A 15726-nucleotide genomic window follows, 5' to 3' on the forward strand; every position below is an offset into this window, starting at 1 on the left:
TACTCTAATCCGTTTTATATTCATCTTTTTTGGTGTTGAATTTTTATTTTGGGTCAATGGAAAAAAGGTTATCTCAAATAAAAAATATACCAGGAAACTTCGTCATTCCTAAGCTACATTTTTTATAGGAGACAACCTTTTAAACAAACGATTCTTCTTAAACTGTTTTCACTTACTTCAGGAATTAGCTACACAGCTTTCTTTTACAAAGATTCAATAAATTTTTCAATTTCTTCTTGTGTTTTTCGATCCTTGCTTACAAATCTACCTAGCTCTTTACCGCCTTCAAAGGCAACAAAACTCGGAATACCAAATACATCTAATTCAATACATGTATCAATGAATTTATCTCTATCAACATGAATAAATGTATAGTTATTATATTTAGCTTCTACTTCAGGCATAAATGGCTCAATAAATCGACAGTCTCCACACCATTCAGCTGAAAAAAGGAAAATATGCTTTTCTTGACTATTTTTTAGCTCTGTAAATTCCTCTACTGTTTGTAAATCTTTCATTGTATTTCCCCCTTCAATCTTTTCTGATACATTTTATCTAAATAGTATCAGAATTACATGTTCTTCACTACTAATATGCTTTCCAACCGCCTTGTTTTTATCACCAATAAAAGACCTTTTTTCTGTTCCATTTTAAGTTCTTTTATACACTTGCATGTAAATTGCTTTTCGTTTTTCGTTCCTCCAATTATTAATTGGATTGCTGAAATTCCATTTGTCCTAAAAGTAATTCGACTACATGTTGAAACATTATCGTTCTATTTATTCTGCCATTTGTAAATATCCCTATTGCTCCTTCGTTATGACGAACATTTTCTTTTTTGGCATACTCATCCATCACAGGTCCTAATTCTTTCCCTGCAACTAATTTTGTTTCAATTTCTTTTGGCAATGGTATTCTTGCTCCACTTGCTATGAAAGTTGTTCCATCCTTTAACACAAGTGCACCCCAATTATTCAAAAAAAGTATATCATTTGTTTGATGTACTCCTCCTTCCAATCCGATTCCTAGATCTCCATCTCCCTCTTGTAGAGCTGCTTTAGCTCGATTAATTGCACCTGTAATAGTTTCTTCATCTGAAAATGGCTGATCACTTACTCCAGAGCTAACGTTGAACATAGCATATTCTATCTGTATATCGTTGCCTAGACAATTTTTGACGGCATTTACTTTAGCCTTATTATTTGTACCAATACAAACTTTCATGATCATTCTCTCCTAACTAGCTATTATTGACATTTTTTCTACAGAAAAAGGTATCTCGACTACCATATAGTTGAGACACCTTTATTAAGAAAATTTATTTAAGCTATTTGTATATTCCACCAAGTGTTGAACCACTTGGTGAAACAGAGATAACTGTATTCTTTAATCTCAATATAATTATTGATTAGCACGCAATGTTTCAATTGTTGTATTATCTGTCGTTTTCACTAATTTAATAAGCAATTCCTTTGCAGCTGCATAATCATCGACATGAATGATAGAAGCACTTGTATGAATATAGCGAGAACAAATGCCAATAACAGCACTAGGAACCCCTTGATTAGAAATATGAACTTGTCCCGCATCGGTTCCACCAGGAGAAATAAAATACTGATACGCAATATTATTAGACTCAGCAGTATCTAAAATAAATTCTCTCATTCCTCTATGCATCACCATAGTGCGGTCATAAATACGTAGTAACGCTCCCTTACCAAGCTGTCCAAATTGATTTTTATCCCCAGATGCATCATTTGCTGGACTCGCATCTAACGCATAAAAAACATCTGGCTTAATCATATTAGCTGCTGTTCTAGCCCCTCTAAGGCCAACTTCCTCTTGTACGGTAGCTCCAGAATATAAAAAATTAGGAGTCTCTTCTCCTTGAAGATTCTTCAATAGTTCAATTGCTAATCCACAACCGTAACGATTATCCCACGCTTTTGCCATAATCTTCTTTTCATTTGCAAGTGGAGTAAATGGACAAATCGGGACAATCATTTGACCAGGCTTAATTCCAATTTTCACTGCATCTTCTTTATCATCAGCACCAATATCAATAAGCATATTTTTTATATCCATTGGTTTACTTCTTAATGCTTCATCCAATAGATGTGGAGGGATAGAACCGATAACGCCTGTAACAGGACCATTATTCGTTATAATCTGTACCCTTTGTGCTAAAAGCACTTGACTCCACCATCCACCAATTGGCTGAAAACGAATCATTCCGTTATCTGTGATGGATGTTACCATAAAACCAACTTCATCCATATGTCCTGCAACCATTACAGTTGGACCAGCTTCATTTCCTCTTTTCACACCAAAAATACTGCCAAGATTATCTTGCACAATCTCATTTGTATATAGACTTAATTGTTCTTTCATAAACTTTCGAACTTGATGTTCATTTCCAGCTACACCTGGAAGTTCTGTTAAAGTTCGAAACATATCTAATGTTTGTTGTTCCATTATAGATTAAGCTCCTTTAATTACTATGTATTTTGATAATATATTTATTGTACCGAAATATTTAAACGCATACCACTACTTTCCTTTATCCGTTACCAATTTATCCATTTCCATTCACTTAATCTGTTTACAGGAAGATAATTTACCTAATCATTTCTTCCAAGAAGTAAATTAGCTATAATAACATTAGCTAGTTTTTTAATGATGCTTACCTTTTGGTAAACAAAGCTTTTAAAAATATAAGAAATCATAAGGAGTTAAGCTATGAATTGGAAACATTTAATCGGTGGCGTTGTTGTAGGAGTGGCTGCAAGCTACATAGCAAAGGAAGCCATTATTAAAAACAGTGGTCTTTCAAGCAACGAGGTTTTACAAATAGCAAAAGCGGCCTTTAAAGAAAAAGGTCCTATTAACGGTTCCTGGATTCAAATGGAGAAAGAAACACTTCACACTCTTGAAGCTTCTTTCACTGTTTATAGAGGTGGTATTACTCGAATGAACGGAGACAAGCAAGAAGTATATGAATTTGTTTCAAATAGCGAAACAGGGAATATTCTTGATGTTAATCAATTAGCTTGAGCAACTACGGTCTATATATGAAGACCTGCAAAAAAAGAGCTATCTCTTTTGATTCGAGATAGCTCTTTAAAAATTTATCTAAATTGAACTTCACAACGATAAATTCTATTTCCTCTATTAGAAAATTTTTCCTCATACTCGGTCATGATATTACCTTCATAATCACTATTATGCAAATCAAGACTTACATATTTTAAAAGCATTCCATATTCAGAAAAACTCTTTAAGGAATATTCAAATAATCCTTGATTATCTGTTTTAAAATGAATTTCTCCTTCATTTCCCAACACAGACTCATAGGAAGCTAAGAACGTCTTATACGTAAGGCGACGTTTTTCATGTCTTGTTTTTGGCCATGGATCAGAGAAATTTAAATATACTCGGTTAATTTCTCCTTTTTCAAAATACTCCGTTAGTTTTTCGGCATTCATATTCATTAACTTTAAGTTTGGAACCTCTGCCTCAATTAAGCGATCTAATGCAGAAACAATCACGCTTTCTTGTAATTCTACACCAATATAATTAATAGACGGATTTGCTTTCGCCATTTCTGTAATAAATCGGCCTTTCCCTGTACCAATTTCAATATGAATCGGACCATTTTGACTAAAAGCCTGGTCCCATTTTCCTTTCCAATCTTCTGGGTTCTGGATAACATATTGCGGATATGCGCTTAATTTATCTTTTGCCCATGGTTTATGTCTTAATCGCATGTGGACACTCCTTATTAATAACTATCGTTTCAAACAATATCATGCATTATACATGGATGCAATACTCTTTTCTTGGCAACCTTAATTTTTAGAAGGATAAATTTACATTAGGAACTTTTGTATAAAGAAAAAAAGAATTCACAACCTATAAGTGAATTCCTTAACTGGTATTTGAAAAGAATGATTTTCCTCTTTTCATACTAGAACCTATTAGAAAGGGTGTTCTATGTATGCCTATAAATCATGAGCATCAACTAGCTTTATTAGCCGATATTCTCAGTAATCAACAAACGGACTGCTGTGGCTCTGTAGCAGAATGTGAGCAAATAGAGAGATTGATTACTTCCTTAAGAACCAATGATCAAATTGATCAAAATATCCTTCCAATATTAGAGGAAATACACCGTTACAGTGAACAAGGTGTTAATGCCTCAAATTTAGACACTCATATCCATTCACATCAAGATCAATTGTCTCAATGGGTAGATGGCATTAACAATTTATCATAAAAATATCCATTTAAAAAAAGTAATTAATCAATATCATGTAAAAACTGCATCCATTTTTCCATTTCACTAAAACGACCTTTTTTCTTGTACCAACGGATGGAGTTAATGGTCTGAGCAATAACATACCATTTCATTCTTAAAGATAAATGATCTGTAAGTTCATAGCCATACGTGTGTAACCAATTATTCCAGTCTTTCTTTGGAATATACCAATAAAGTAGCATTCCTAAATCAATGGCTGGGTCTGCAATCATTGCTCCATCCCAGTCAATGAGATACAACTGGTTGTCTTCTGAAAGCAGCCAGTTGTTATGATTAACATCACAATGGCATACAACATGTTCTGTTGTCTTTATAAACGGAAGATTTTCTTCTAAAAATTTTATATACCGAATGATATCCTCGTTTTCTTTTAATTCATCGTCTATTTCTGCTTTTATGACTGACAATATCATATCAGGATGAAAAGATGTTTTGCCTAGCCTTTTAAGCATCTCTAATAATGGCTTAGAGGTATGAATTTTTTTAAGCAACATCGTTACTCTTTCATCCGTCATATCCGAATGCCCAAACTCTCTACCTATTAGCCACTGCTGGGCAGTAAAAACATCTCCGTTTTCAAATCTTTTTGTCCAAACAAGTTTTGGGACAATTCCTTCTGCAGATAGCACAGCTAAAAACGGAGAAGAATTCCGCTTTAAAAAAAGCTTCTGTCCATTATTTTGTGCAAAAAAGGCTTCGCCTGTTTCTCCACCTGCAGGGGTTATTTCCCAATCTTGCCCTAATAAATGTTCCAAAATTGTTCACCTACTATATATTATGCTCCAAAAAAAAGATGAGAAATTCCTGTTTGAGTCTTTTTTGTCCTAAATTTGTAGGAAGAACAAACAAAAATGATTTTCAGCTATTCATCCTTTATAGAAAACATATACTCATCGTACAGCAATCATTCTTCAACTTACACATATGTGCTTATAATTTAATGTTATAAAAAGAAAAGGACATAGTATCCATACCATTATACTATGTATCCAATATATCCAACCATTTTATATTAAATTTTAACTAAATACATATTTCTTATAGAAAGTTTCTCATTTAAATATTATCTCTTATTTCATTTTTTAGTCAAGTGAATCTCAAGTTAAAATAATGATTTCCTAATAAATTTTTTTAAAATATCATCATTAGGGCAATTCATTGCTGAATTTATAATATTCAGGAAAAATTTTCAATACAATTCAAATACATCCTACTTCGCAATGATTGTAATACTACTTGGCTTAATGGTTAGCCGATCTCCTTGAATAGACGGATAATTGTTCTGATAAACCTCATCATCTTCCAACAATATACTCCAATTATCTTCCTTACAAAATCCTTCTTCAGCAGAATCATTAACATTTATAAATACAATAATTGTTTCCCATTCTCCAAGTCCTTTTAAATCATGTAAAATATATTGAATAACATCATTCGATTGCTGATTGATTGTTAGGTGCTTTTGAATTTCTTCCACTGATTGTAATCGGAAGGCCTTGTTCTTTCTTCTTAATGAAATCAATCCTTTTATATATTGAACATTGCTTATAAATTGGTCTTTCCTATCCCAATCTAACTGGTTAATTTCATCTGGAGATTGATAACTATTTTCCACACCATATTTGGTTCGAAAAAATTCTTGACCTGAATGTAAGAAAGGAATTCCTTGACTCAGCAGGACAAGAGAAGTCGCTAGTCGATGTTTATTTACCTTTAGCTCTTCTGACTCATTTGTAAAACATATTTCAATCTTATCCCATAACGTATGATTATCATGAGATTCCACATAATTAACAGATTGACCAGGTTCAAGAAACATACCATTTTCCTTATAGGCACCAATACTCCCTGCTAACAATTCAGGGATATCATCTTTATATTGCTTATTTCCTAGTGCATATCCTCGGTCATATATCTGAAAGGTACTTCCTTTTAATTTATCTCTAAATTGGTCATTAAATTGACCAATACCTGGAAGAAGCTGCTGATTAGCTATAATCGCCTTATTTTCTTGGTTTAAAGGTGTAGCTAAATCCCACCCTTCCCCAATAATTATGATACTCTTATCGACATTGTCACATATGGCACGAATTTCATTCATCGTTTGGCAATCTAGAATTCCCATTAAATCAAACCGCATTCCATCGATTTGATATTCTTCTATCCAAAAGCGAACGGAATCAACAATAAATCGTCTAACCATCGATCTTTCTGAGGCTATGTCATTCCCTACTCCCGTTCCATTTGACGGCATCCCATATTTGTCATATCGGAAGAAATAACCTGGAACAATTTTCTCGAAGGATGAATCCTCTTTTTTATACACATGGTTATATACGACATCTAATATGACACGGATGCCTTGCTCTTGAACAGCATGAATCATTTCTTTTAGTTCATTAATTCTTACATAAGGATCAATGGGGTCTGTCGAGTAACTCCCCTCTGGTACATTATAATGGGAAGGATTATATCCCCAATTATATTTTTTCAGTACCTCTAATTCATCAATTTCCTCAAAATCATGAACAGGAAGAAACTCAATATGCGTAACGCCTAAATCTTTTATATAAGAAAGACCCGATAACTCATTTCTTTTCGTTTTTGTATTTAGTTCCGTCACACCTAAATATTTTCCCTTTTGTTGAATTCCGCTATCAGGATGAATCGTTAAATCCCTAATATGTGCTTCATAGATCACACTGTCTACAGCATGCTCTAGCACTGGTAAGACTGGTTTCTGTCTTTTCGTCTTATTTAAATCAACAATTACTCCTGTTTCTCCATTAACAGAAACAGCAACAGCGTATGGATCAATCGCTTCTTTCCATTCTAGGTTAAAAAGAACTAAATAGCTGTAGTAATAGCCTTCTACATCTTCTGGAAAGGTTGTTTTCCAAACCCCCTTTTCCATTCTTTCCATTTCAACAATTCGCCGTTCCTCGAGAGTCGGATCTGGATTTTGAAGCACTAATTTAACTTGTTGAGCAGTCGGTGCCCAAAGATAAAATATGCTTCTTTCGGGTGAATAATTTACGCCTAGTGGGCCATCATAATAGAATTCCTCGTCAAATGAAGGAGTTCTAATAACTGCACCAATTTGCAGATCTGTCACTCCCTTATTTCCATCTTCCACCTCATATTTGTGACCGACTTGAATGCGTTCATTTAAACGGCATTTGTACTTAACAAAATGCTGCATTTTTTCTTTCGACTCAATCACAAGATTAATAGGATGTATATCTCCCTTGAGTATAAATCCTGAAGATTCCCCTTGAAAATACGAATAGGGAAGTAGAACAGTTATTAATGACATTTCATCTAAATACGCAAAGAAACTTCTTCTAATCGATAGCAAATCCCTCAACTCCCTTTTCCCATGAAATTGTATCTATTCTAATCTTCCCCATTATTTCTTATGATTCCTCTGTATCCCATTCATACCTTCTTTTGGAGTTCGTCAAACCATAATGCAATAAGCTTTCAGCTGCTTTTAATTGAATAGCCTTAATTGGCGAATGATGACTTCGCATTTTTTGAAACCATTCCTCATAGTTTCTTTTTTCTATTATTTTCAGATCAAACGGCGCTGATGGAAAATCAACATATCCATTTCGAGTAAGTATTACTTTTTGAATAGGTAATGTAATATCATATTTATCTAAAATACTCTTCACAATTTTTTCAGTTCTATTTATAGATAGGACAGGACTAAGTATCTTCTTCTCCTTATCTCCCTTTTTTTTAGTCCAAAATTTTTCATTTGAACCAACAAAGACTGCTGAGTTCTCTGCTTCTAACACATGGATACACCAGACATCTGTAGGAGTAATCATAATGGTATCTAATTCAACGGGTGCATTTTTCAGTTGAAACAACGGTTGATAAAGAACTAAGAAAGTATCCGGAAATCTTTGTAAATAGTATTTTAATAAATCATCATAATACAGTGTTTTTTTCACTTTTGACATTTCCGTCAGCGTTGAACTAGCCCATTTCAACTGAAATTCAAATAATTGATTAAGGAATTGCTGTTTTAATTCATCTACAGTTCGAGGATGGCTGTATTGTTTCGCATCATATTCAAAACTCAAATCATCTTCTTCCGTCAGTACAACCTTTTCACTTACATCTTCCAATTCCGCTTCTTCAAACTTGTTTCTTTGCAAAATGGTGTTCTTAACTCGTTCAAACAAAGATGGTTTATCCATTATCCAATCTTCTTCTATTGCATTCTCCGTGTAAAAGAGACTTCTATCCTTTGTTTCAAATGCTTTTTTTAATCCTAGCCACTTTTGTTTCTTTAAACGAACAAATCGTGATGGATACAAGACAATGTTTTGTTCATATCGTGAAACATAATCTTGCAATTTTATTAATTGCGCCAAGCTTTTTCCCCCTAAATTACAATGTTTCTAATGTCTTAATCATTAAAGTAATAGCTTTTTATTATTTCATATTTAGGTGTTTTTTCCATATGGGTCTGAAATAGATGGATACCATCAACATTAAAAACCAAATCCTCCGGAAAAAGGAATTCTTTGAGTAAATGCTCCGAAAATATACTAGGAGCATCCCATTTTCTTGCTAAGGTTAGATGTGGATGAAATGGCCTCGTTTCTAATTGAAAATCAGCCTGACTACAAATATGATAAACTTGATTTCTGAGATCGAATAGTTTTTTCTCCTCTTCCACCCCTGCCCAAAAAATTCTTGGGCTCTCTTGATGACCAAAAACACCTAAATGATCAATATGTAGCTTAAAATCCTCACTAGCTAAAAACGATTCGTCTAACAGATGTTGCAGCTTTTCCCTTTTTTCATCTGAAGCACTCCCTAAAAATGCAAGAGTAATATGGTAATCTAAAGGATGTATCCATTTTTTAAAGGAAAACCTTTGCTGTAACTCTTTCCTGCTATTTTCTATTTTGCTAATAACATGATTATCTGGCTTAACACCAATAAAATAATGGGGCTTTGTATTCATACACCTTTTCCTTTTATCATTATTATTGCCATATCGAAGATCGGCTTAATCTTAACTGTATTTCTATTATATAACCTATCGAATTAATTTTAACCGTACCAATACCTATGTTTTAGAAAATCTTTATGATTACTATAGACTACCTCCTTTTGAAAAAGGAAAAGAGCTGTTTCATTCCTAGCTAATAATCATAACCAGTTTGAAACAACCCCTTTTTTATTTTCTCTTCCAAAAAATTAATTAGTTATCTGTCCACACTCATCAATGATTGCATCAACAAACATACCTTGTAATTTTTTTGTTACTTCTCCTACTTTCCCTTCTTTTACAGGGACATTATTTACAGAAGTTATCGGCGTTACTTCAGAAGTTGTGCTGGATAAAAATACTTCATCGGCATCAATTAAATCTTCAATAGAAAATTCTTTTTCTTCTACTTCTATCCCATTTTCTTTACATAATTGAATAATTTTTTGTCTTGTAATACCATTTAATATGAATTGATTCGCTTCATGTGTTTGTATCTTTTCCCCATTAACAATCCAAATATTTGAGGAACTACCTTCTGTTACAGATAACTCTCTATACTGAATACTCTCATAACAGCCAGCCTCTGCTGCCTTTTGTTTTGCCATTACATTTCCAAGTAAATTTAAACTTTTAATATCACATCTAGACCAGCGAATATCTTCGACTGTAATGACAGACACACCATTTTCTAAATTGTCTGTTGGTCTCTGCATTATTTTTGTATAAGCCACAAAAGTCGGTGTAACATCCTCTTTTGGAAAACCATGGTTTCTCGGACTTATTCCTCTTGTGAATTGCATATAAAGGATACCGGTGCTTAATGAATTCTTTGCAATTAACTCTTCTAATAAACTCGTTAACTCAGAGATGGAATAAGAAATAGCTATGCCTATTTTCTCGCTACTTGCAGATAGTCGCTCAAGATGTTCTTTCGCCATAAACATTTTACCATTGTACACGCGGATTACTTCGTAAATTCCATCGCCAAACTGATATCCTCTATCTTCTATATCTACTTTTGCTTCTTCTCTTGGTATAAACTCCCCATTCATTAACACCGTACTCATTTTCTCTTCTCCTTTAATATATCTTTATTTAGCTAATTCATATATTGCTTGTGCGTAAATAGCAGTAGCTTTCATTAAATCCTCAAGATACATATATTCGTCTTTTTTATGAGCAATGTCTTCTCTACCAGGAAATAGAGGCCCAAACGCCACCCCTTTTTCTAGCGACCTAGCATATGTTCCTCCACCTATTGATATTAGTTTTGCTTTGTTTCCTGTTTGCTCTTCATAGACCCTGCTCAATATTTGAATTAATTCAGAATCTTTTTCCACGTAATGTGGTTTGGAATCTGTGAAATTCTCCAAGCTAAAATCATGTTCTGTTAATAATTTCGTTAACTTTTCTTTAGATTTATCCATATCATTTGTAACAGGGTAACGTACGGTTTGCCCAATTTTCCCACCTTGGTCGAAATGATATTCCAAAATACCAGCATTTAAAGTAAGTTCCCCTGTCATCTCATCCTCATAGTCAATACCAAGTTTTTTCCCTCTGGAATCATTCACAAAGAAGTTTCGAACAAATTGAAAATAATGAGCAGCCTTTTCATCCGTTTCTAATTCAACAAGGAAATTCACAAGTTTTAGACCTGCATTCACGCCATTATTAGGCTCCAATCCATGTGCTGATACGCCCTCTAATTCTAATACTAAATCTCCATTATCAACCAAGTAGCGTCCAGGTACATTCTCTAGTTTTAAATAATTCTGATATCGCTGAATAACTTCAGTTTGTTCTCCTTCTTTCACTTCCAATACCGCTCGGGCAAAATCCGGAACCATATTATACCTTCTGCCTGACGCGAAGCTAAGAATTTTCACCTCTCCTGTATCACTTACTGTTTTTGAAAACTTCTGAACAATATCAAAATCAGCAATCCCTTTTTCTGCAAAAATAATCGGAAAATCTGCGTCTGGAGCAAATCCAAGAGTAGGCATACTTTCTTGTTGGAAATAAGTATCCACACATCTCCAGTCACTCTCTTCATCTGTCCCAATAATCATCCTTACCTCTTTGGTTAAAGGGAGATGCAATTCTTTCACAATTTTCATTGCGTAATAGGCAGCCATAGTCGGACCTTTATCATCTAATGCCCCTCTTGCAAATATCTTTCCATCGCGAATTTCTGCCTTATATGGATCACTTGTCCATCCATCTCCCTCTGGAACAACATCCACATGACAGAGAATACCTAAACTTTCTGCGCCTTCCCCAAAAAGTAAATGCCCAGCAACATTTTGCACATTCTTACTAACAAAACCATCTTTTTCTCCTAGGGTTAACATATAGGTTAACGCCTCTTTAACACCTTGACCAAATGGTGCATCATCTGTTGCATTTTCTTCGTCTAACACACTTTTAATTTGCAAAAGTCCTTGTAAATCCTTAAGTAAGCTATCTTTACGATTATGTACTTCATTTAACCAATCAATTGAACTCATGGTTTCCTCCTTGAAAGCTTCTAAATATATTATACGAAAAACATATCATAAAACGCTTTATATGAAAAATAAAACCTTTAAATCCTTATTTCACTAAATTATCATTAAGTATAGTATACATTTTATTGAAATCAAAGCTATACTATATTTTTATCTAGAATATGGAAGGAATGTATTTAAATGGGGTATGTTGAAGATATAAGAAAGCTAGTTGGCAAAATGCCTATCATTCTTGTTGGCTCAGTAGTAATTCTTTTAGATAAGGAAAATAATATTCTATTACAAGAAAGAAAACATCCAAAAAATGTTTGGGGATTACCAGGTGGACTAATGGAATTAGGAGAAAGCACCGAGGAAACAGCAAAACGAGAGGTATTCGAAGAAACAGGACTTCAAGCAACAAATCTTCAATTATTGTCCGTTTATTCTGGAAAAGACTATTTTGCAATCGCTGCAAACGGAGATCCTTTTTACACAGTAACAACCGCTTATTACACAGCTAAATATGAAGGAACGCTCAAGAATGACCAAGAGGAAGCATTCAGCCTTCGATTTTTTCCATTACATGAACTTCCAGAAAAAATGGTTGGTAGCCACCGCAGAATGGTAGAGGATTTTAAAAGAATGTAAAAGGAGAGTTAAAGGAACAACCCTTTTATATAAAAATTATGTTTACCACACAAAAAATTAGGGAAATAAAATTATTTACAAACTTTTTGCATTTTTATTCATATCATAATTGTAAATCCCATATGATGAATGTAAGGAAACCCTACAGGGGGTGGTAAATATAGACAAAAATAAGCAAATATTTTGTAAATTAACGCAAATAATGTAGAATATATTAGTAAATAGGGGTACAATATTTATATAGAATTTCATTCTATTAAATTGTCACTATTTAGCCATTTGAAAAGGGGTTGTCTGTGGAAAAGAAAATTACATACGCTTGAAGAAACTGTTCTTCAAATAAGCTGTCGGTCGCTGGAATTTGCCAAAGGTTTGAAAAAAGGATAGGGAGTGGTTTATTGAAACCTTCAACTAACCGGATGTTAAACCGTATCAAATCCGTCTACATGTTTATTAGTAAGCGTGGAACTGTCACAACACAAGAGCTAGTGGAGGAATTTGGTATTACTCCGCGAACGATTCAAAGAGATTTGAATGTGTTAGCTTATAATGACTTGGTGCAAAGCCCAAGTCGTGGGAAATGGACAACAACTAGAAAAAAAGTGAAAATGACATCCTAAAACGAATGAAACAACCGAGATTTTATTTTGTATAATAAAGCAAACCTCACTATGATCTTTTAGCAAAAGCTACTACTTTTGCCGACAGTCTCAGTGAGGTTTTTGCTGTATTTTATTTTCACACAATTAACTAATCAATCATTTACTTGATAATTTATCAACTGTTCTATTTCCTCTTCCGTTAACTCACGATATTCTCCCAACTCTAGTGTTTCATCGAGTTTTAACGGTCCCATAGAAAGTCGTTTTAAATAAATAACTTTTTTCCCTACACTTTCAAACATTCTTTTCACTTGATGAAATTTACCTTCTGAAATGGTTAGCTCGATATCGGAGGTTTCTCCAGATTTTAAAATAACGAGATTCCCTGGCTTTGTAAGATAACCATCGTCTAAAACAACACCTTTTTTAAAAGCCACAATATCTTCTTCTCTTACTTCTCCTCTTATAACAGCAAAATAAGTTTTTGGTACATGTTTTTTCGGTGACAGTAGTCGATGTGCTAATTTCCCATCATTCGTTAGAAGCAGTAACCCTTCCGTATCCTTATCTAACCTGCCTACAGGAAATGGATTATATACAGAGTCTTCAATTTGCAGAATATCTACTACCGTTTCTTCCCTCGTATCCTCTGTTGCTGAAATAATCCCAGGTGGTTTATTCATCATTAAATAAATATACTCCTTATATTCAATTATTTCGTTATATAAGGATATTTCATCTTTTTCTGGATCCACTTGATATTTTGCATCTTTGATAACTTCATCATTCACTTTTACTGCCTTGTTTTTCAGGAGCATTTTCACTTCTTTTCTGCTCCCATAGCCCAAATTTGCGAGCATTTTGTCAATTCGCATGTAAACTCAACCTCTATCTATAAATTCTTGTTTTTCAATGCTAATTGGTTATTCTTTTATAAATTTCCCTTTGATTAAAAATTAGCTTTCCTCTATCTCTGTATCAGCCATTCTTAATATGTACTGATTAGAAAGGAAGTTTAAGCTTTTGTTTTATTCTAACTGCTTGTTCTCCAAATATGCGATAGATTAATTTGGATCGGAATGCTAGATAAACGTATACTAGAATTCCGAAAGCTGCTACAATCACTACCATTAAAAGGGAAGCTATAACGGATTCTGTTGATAAGAATAATTGGAGTAATTGATATACAATCGTTGCGACGATATACATAATAACCGAAAATCCAATAATAAGAATGCCTCTGCGAATAACGATCTTAAATGAATATTGTGCGTATGCTTTTATTACTCCTAAATTAATCAAGATAGACACAGTGTATCCTAATATAGTTGCAAGTATAGCACCGTTTGTTTCCCATCTTTCGATAAAGGGCGTATTTAAACTTAGCTTAATTAAAATACCAACCAATAAACTTAAAATGGTAAAACGTTGTTCATTTAATCCTTGTAAAATGGAAGCTGTTACTGGATATAGGGAAAATAGAATAGCAACAGGTGCATACAATTTTAATACTTCTGCGCCCATTATAAGATCTTCTGTCCCATAAAATAACCGATAAACAGGTTCAGCTAGTACAGACAGCCCAATACATGCAGGTAACGTAATAAACAATAATACTTGGAATGTTTGATTCAAATTTGTTGTTAAATCTGAATGGTCTTCTTTTATAAAAGCTCTTGTAATCATTGGAATTAAAGCCATTGAAAAGCCTGTTGCCAGTGAGACTGGGATAATGATAATTTTATGTGTTTGGTAATTAAATATATTTAAGGCTGTTTCAGAAATAGAACCCAGTCCAATACTACTCATTGCATGGTTAAAGGTAACGGTATCAACTAATTGAAATAAAGGATTAGCAACTCCCACAAAAACAAATGGAGCAGCAGACAAAAGAATTTCTTTATACATAGAACGTAAACGAATATCTGTTTGCGTGCCTCTATCATATAATAAAAGGTTATCATACTCTTCTTTGCTTTTTTTCCAATACAATAAAAGCACTGCTAATCCGCCAATTGCTCCTACAAATGCAGCAAAAACGGAAATACTGACAGCTGTTATCAACTTTCCTCTTAATACAAATAGAACAATTGCTGATCCACCAAGCAAGAAAACAATCCGTACAATTTGCTCTATTACTTGAGAAACGGCAGAAGGAACCATTGCATCATGCCCCTGAAAAAATCCTCTGATTAAACTCATAAATGGAACGACAATCAATGCAAAGCTAACTGCACGAATAACAGTTGTTACTTGACCTACGGTTGAAGTTAAATCCTCATCGCTTATAATTAGTCCCGCTAAAAAAGGAGCAGCTGCATATAAAGCTATGAAGGAGAGAATTCCACTTACTAGCATAATCATTAAACCTGACTTAAATAGCCTTCTCCCTACCTTATATTCTCCCATTGCATTATATTTCGAGATAAATTTGCTCACAGCTAATGGAATACCAGCTGTTGCAATACTTATTACAATAGTATAAGCTACATAAGAATATTGATATAACACGGTTCCTTGTTTTCCAACAATCATATTAAATGGTATAACGTAAAACAAACCTAACGCTTTGGATATAATCGTCCCAAGTGTTAAAATAAATGTGCCTTTAAGCAATTTTGATGACATATAATCCCTTCCTTAAACGAA

Annotated in this window: 16 protein-coding genes; 4 read left to right on the plus strand and 12 right to left on the minus strand. The window is 33.7% G+C overall.

Features of this window, described 5'->3' with window-relative positions; all coding sequences use genetic code 11:
* Positions 1-203: 203 nt before the first annotated feature.
* The 3 genes from NYE52_RS16155 to NYE52_RS16165 form a co-directional block, all read right to left on the minus strand.
* On the minus strand, positions 204-518 hold the full coding sequence (locus tag NYE52_RS16155) for a thioredoxin family protein (protein ID WP_341194003.1): 315 nt from the start codon (positions 516-518) through the stop codon (positions 204-206).
* A 190-nt stretch (positions 519-708) separates the two neighbouring features.
* Positions 709-1224, minus strand: coding sequence for a DUF84 family protein (locus tag NYE52_RS16160; protein WP_341194004.1), 516 nt, complete (start codon positions 1222-1224; stop codon positions 709-711).
* A gap of 177 nt (positions 1225-1401) precedes the next feature.
* Positions 1402-2475, minus strand: coding sequence for a M42 family metallopeptidase (locus tag NYE52_RS16165; protein WP_341194005.1), 1074 nt, complete (start codon positions 2473-2475; stop codon positions 1402-1404).
* Between the two features lie 264 nt (positions 2476-2739).
* Between NYE52_RS16165 and NYE52_RS16170 the strand changes: the two genes are divergently transcribed.
* Positions 2740-3054, plus strand: coding sequence for a PepSY domain-containing protein (locus NYE52_RS16170; protein WP_341194006.1), 315 nt, complete (start codon positions 2740-2742; stop codon positions 3052-3054).
* Between the two features lie 74 nt (positions 3055-3128).
* On the opposite strand, the gene trmB is transcribed toward NYE52_RS16170, so the two are convergent.
* The gene (gene trmB, locus NYE52_RS16175; RefSeq protein ID WP_341194007.1) at positions 3129-3767 is read right to left on the minus strand and encodes a tRNA (guanosine(46)-N7)-methyltransferase TrmB; all 639 of its coding nucleotides are present in this window, start codon (positions 3765-3767) and stop codon (positions 3129-3131) included.
* Between the two features lie 230 nt (positions 3768-3997).
* Between trmB and NYE52_RS16180 the strand changes: the two genes are divergently transcribed.
* The gene (locus NYE52_RS16180) at positions 3998-4276 is read left to right on the plus strand and encodes a YtzH-like family protein (protein ID WP_341194008.1); all 279 of its coding nucleotides are present in this window, start codon (positions 3998-4000) and stop codon (positions 4274-4276) included.
* 23 nt (positions 4277-4299) lie between these two features.
* Here NYE52_RS16180 and NYE52_RS16185 read toward each other — a convergent pair whose 3' ends face one another.
* The 6 genes from NYE52_RS16185 to pepV form a co-directional block, all read right to left on the minus strand.
* Positions 4300-5073, minus strand: a complete 774-nt coding sequence (locus tag NYE52_RS16185; protein WP_341194009.1) for a phosphotransferase family protein — start codon at positions 5071-5073, stop codon at positions 4300-4302.
* Between the two features lie 455 nt (positions 5074-5528).
* Positions 5529-7676 (minus strand): type I pullulanase, encoded by a 2148-nt coding sequence (gene pulA / locus NYE52_RS16190; RefSeq protein ID WP_341194010.1) that lies wholly within the window; start codon positions 7674-7676, stop codon positions 5529-5531.
* A gap of 58 nt (positions 7677-7734) precedes the next feature.
* Complete coding sequence (locus NYE52_RS16195; RefSeq protein ID WP_341194011.1) at positions 7735-8706, minus strand: nuclease-related domain-containing protein; 972 nt, start codon at positions 8704-8706, stop codon at positions 7735-7737.
* A gap of 35 nt (positions 8707-8741) precedes the next feature.
* Positions 8742-9305 carry an RNA 2',3'-cyclic phosphodiesterase gene (thpR, locus tag NYE52_RS16200; RefSeq protein WP_341194012.1) on the minus strand — a complete coding sequence of 188 codons (564 nt, stop codon included), beginning with the start codon at positions 9303-9305 and terminating at the stop codon, positions 8742-8744.
* 236 nt (positions 9306-9541) lie between these two features.
* Positions 9542-10402, minus strand: coding sequence for a D-amino-acid transaminase (gene dat / locus NYE52_RS16205; RefSeq protein WP_341194013.1), 861 nt, complete (start codon positions 10400-10402; stop codon positions 9542-9544).
* A 24-nt stretch (positions 10403-10426) separates the two neighbouring features.
* Positions 10427-11845 (minus strand): dipeptidase PepV, encoded by a 1419-nt coding sequence (gene pepV, locus NYE52_RS16210; protein ID WP_341194014.1) that lies wholly within the window; start codon positions 11843-11845, stop codon positions 10427-10429.
* Positions 11846-12025: 180 nt separating this feature from the next.
* On the opposite strand from pepV, the gene NYE52_RS16215 reads away from it, so the two are divergent.
* Positions 12026-12475: an NUDIX hydrolase gene (locus NYE52_RS16215; RefSeq protein WP_341194015.1), complete on the plus strand. Its 450-nt coding sequence runs from the start codon at positions 12026-12028 to the stop codon at positions 12473-12475.
* A 398-nt stretch (positions 12476-12873) separates the two neighbouring features.
* On the plus strand, positions 12874-13095 hold the full coding sequence (locus NYE52_RS16220; RefSeq protein WP_016202849.1) for a DeoR family transcriptional regulator: 222 nt from the start codon (positions 12874-12876) through the stop codon (positions 13093-13095).
* Positions 13096-13229: 134 nt separating this feature from the next.
* On the opposite strand, the gene NYE52_RS16225 is transcribed toward NYE52_RS16220, so the two are convergent.
* On the minus strand, positions 13230-13952 hold the full coding sequence (locus NYE52_RS16225) for a pseudouridine synthase (RefSeq protein ID WP_341194016.1): 723 nt from the start codon (positions 13950-13952) through the stop codon (positions 13230-13232).
* 127 nt (positions 13953-14079) lie between these two features.
* Positions 14080-15705: a putative polysaccharide biosynthesis protein gene (locus tag NYE52_RS16230; RefSeq protein ID WP_341194017.1), complete on the minus strand. Its 1626-nt coding sequence runs from the start codon at positions 15703-15705 to the stop codon at positions 14080-14082.
* Between the last annotated feature and the right edge of the window lie 21 nt (positions 15706-15726).

This window comes from Niallia sp. FSL W8-0635, assembly GCF_038007965.1.
GTDB lineage: Bacteria > Bacillota > Bacilli > Bacillales > Cytobacillaceae > Niallia.

Excerpts from the sequence above, each read along its gene's own strand:
- trmB (WP_341194007.1), bottom strand. The coding sequence starts at position 3,767 with ATGCGATTAAGACATAAACCATGGGCAAAAGATAAATTAAGCGCATAT.
- NYE52_RS16160 (WP_341194004.1), bottom strand. The coding sequence starts at position 1,224 with ATGAAAGTTTGTATTGGTACAAATAATAAGGCTAAAGTAAATGCCGTC.
- pepV (WP_341194014.1), bottom strand. The coding sequence starts at position 11,845 with ATGAGTTCAATTGATTGGTTAAATGAAGTACATAATCGTAAAGATAGC.
- NYE52_RS16155 (WP_341194003.1), bottom strand. The coding sequence starts at position 518 with ATGAAAGATTTACAAACAGTAGAGGAATTTACAGAGCTAAAAAATAGT.
- NYE52_RS16170 (WP_341194006.1), top strand. The coding sequence starts at position 2,740 with ATGAATTGGAAACATTTAATCGGTGGCGTTGTTGTAGGAGTGGCTGCA.
- NYE52_RS16165 (WP_341194005.1), bottom strand. The coding sequence starts at position 2,475 with ATGGAACAACAAACATTAGATATGTTTCGAACTTTAACAGAACTTCCA.
- thpR (WP_341194012.1), bottom strand. The coding sequence starts at position 9,305 with ATGAATACAAAGCCCCATTATTTTATTGGTGTTAAGCCAGATAATCAT.
- dat (WP_341194013.1), bottom strand. The coding sequence starts at position 10,402 with ATGAGTACGGTGTTAATGAATGGGGAGTTTATACCAAGAGAAGAAGCA.
- NYE52_RS16215 (WP_341194015.1), top strand. The coding sequence starts at position 12,026 with ATGGGGTATGTTGAAGATATAAGAAAGCTAGTTGGCAAAATGCCTATC.
- NYE52_RS16225 (WP_341194016.1), bottom strand. The coding sequence starts at position 13,952 with ATGCGAATTGACAAAATGCTCGCAAATTTGGGCTATGGGAGCAGAAAA.
- NYE52_RS16180 (WP_341194008.1), top strand. The coding sequence starts at position 3,998 with ATGCCTATAAATCATGAGCATCAACTAGCTTTATTAGCCGATATTCTC.
- NYE52_RS16230 (WP_341194017.1), bottom strand. The coding sequence starts at position 15,705 with ATGTCATCAAAATTGCTTAAAGGCACATTTATTTTAACACTTGGGACG.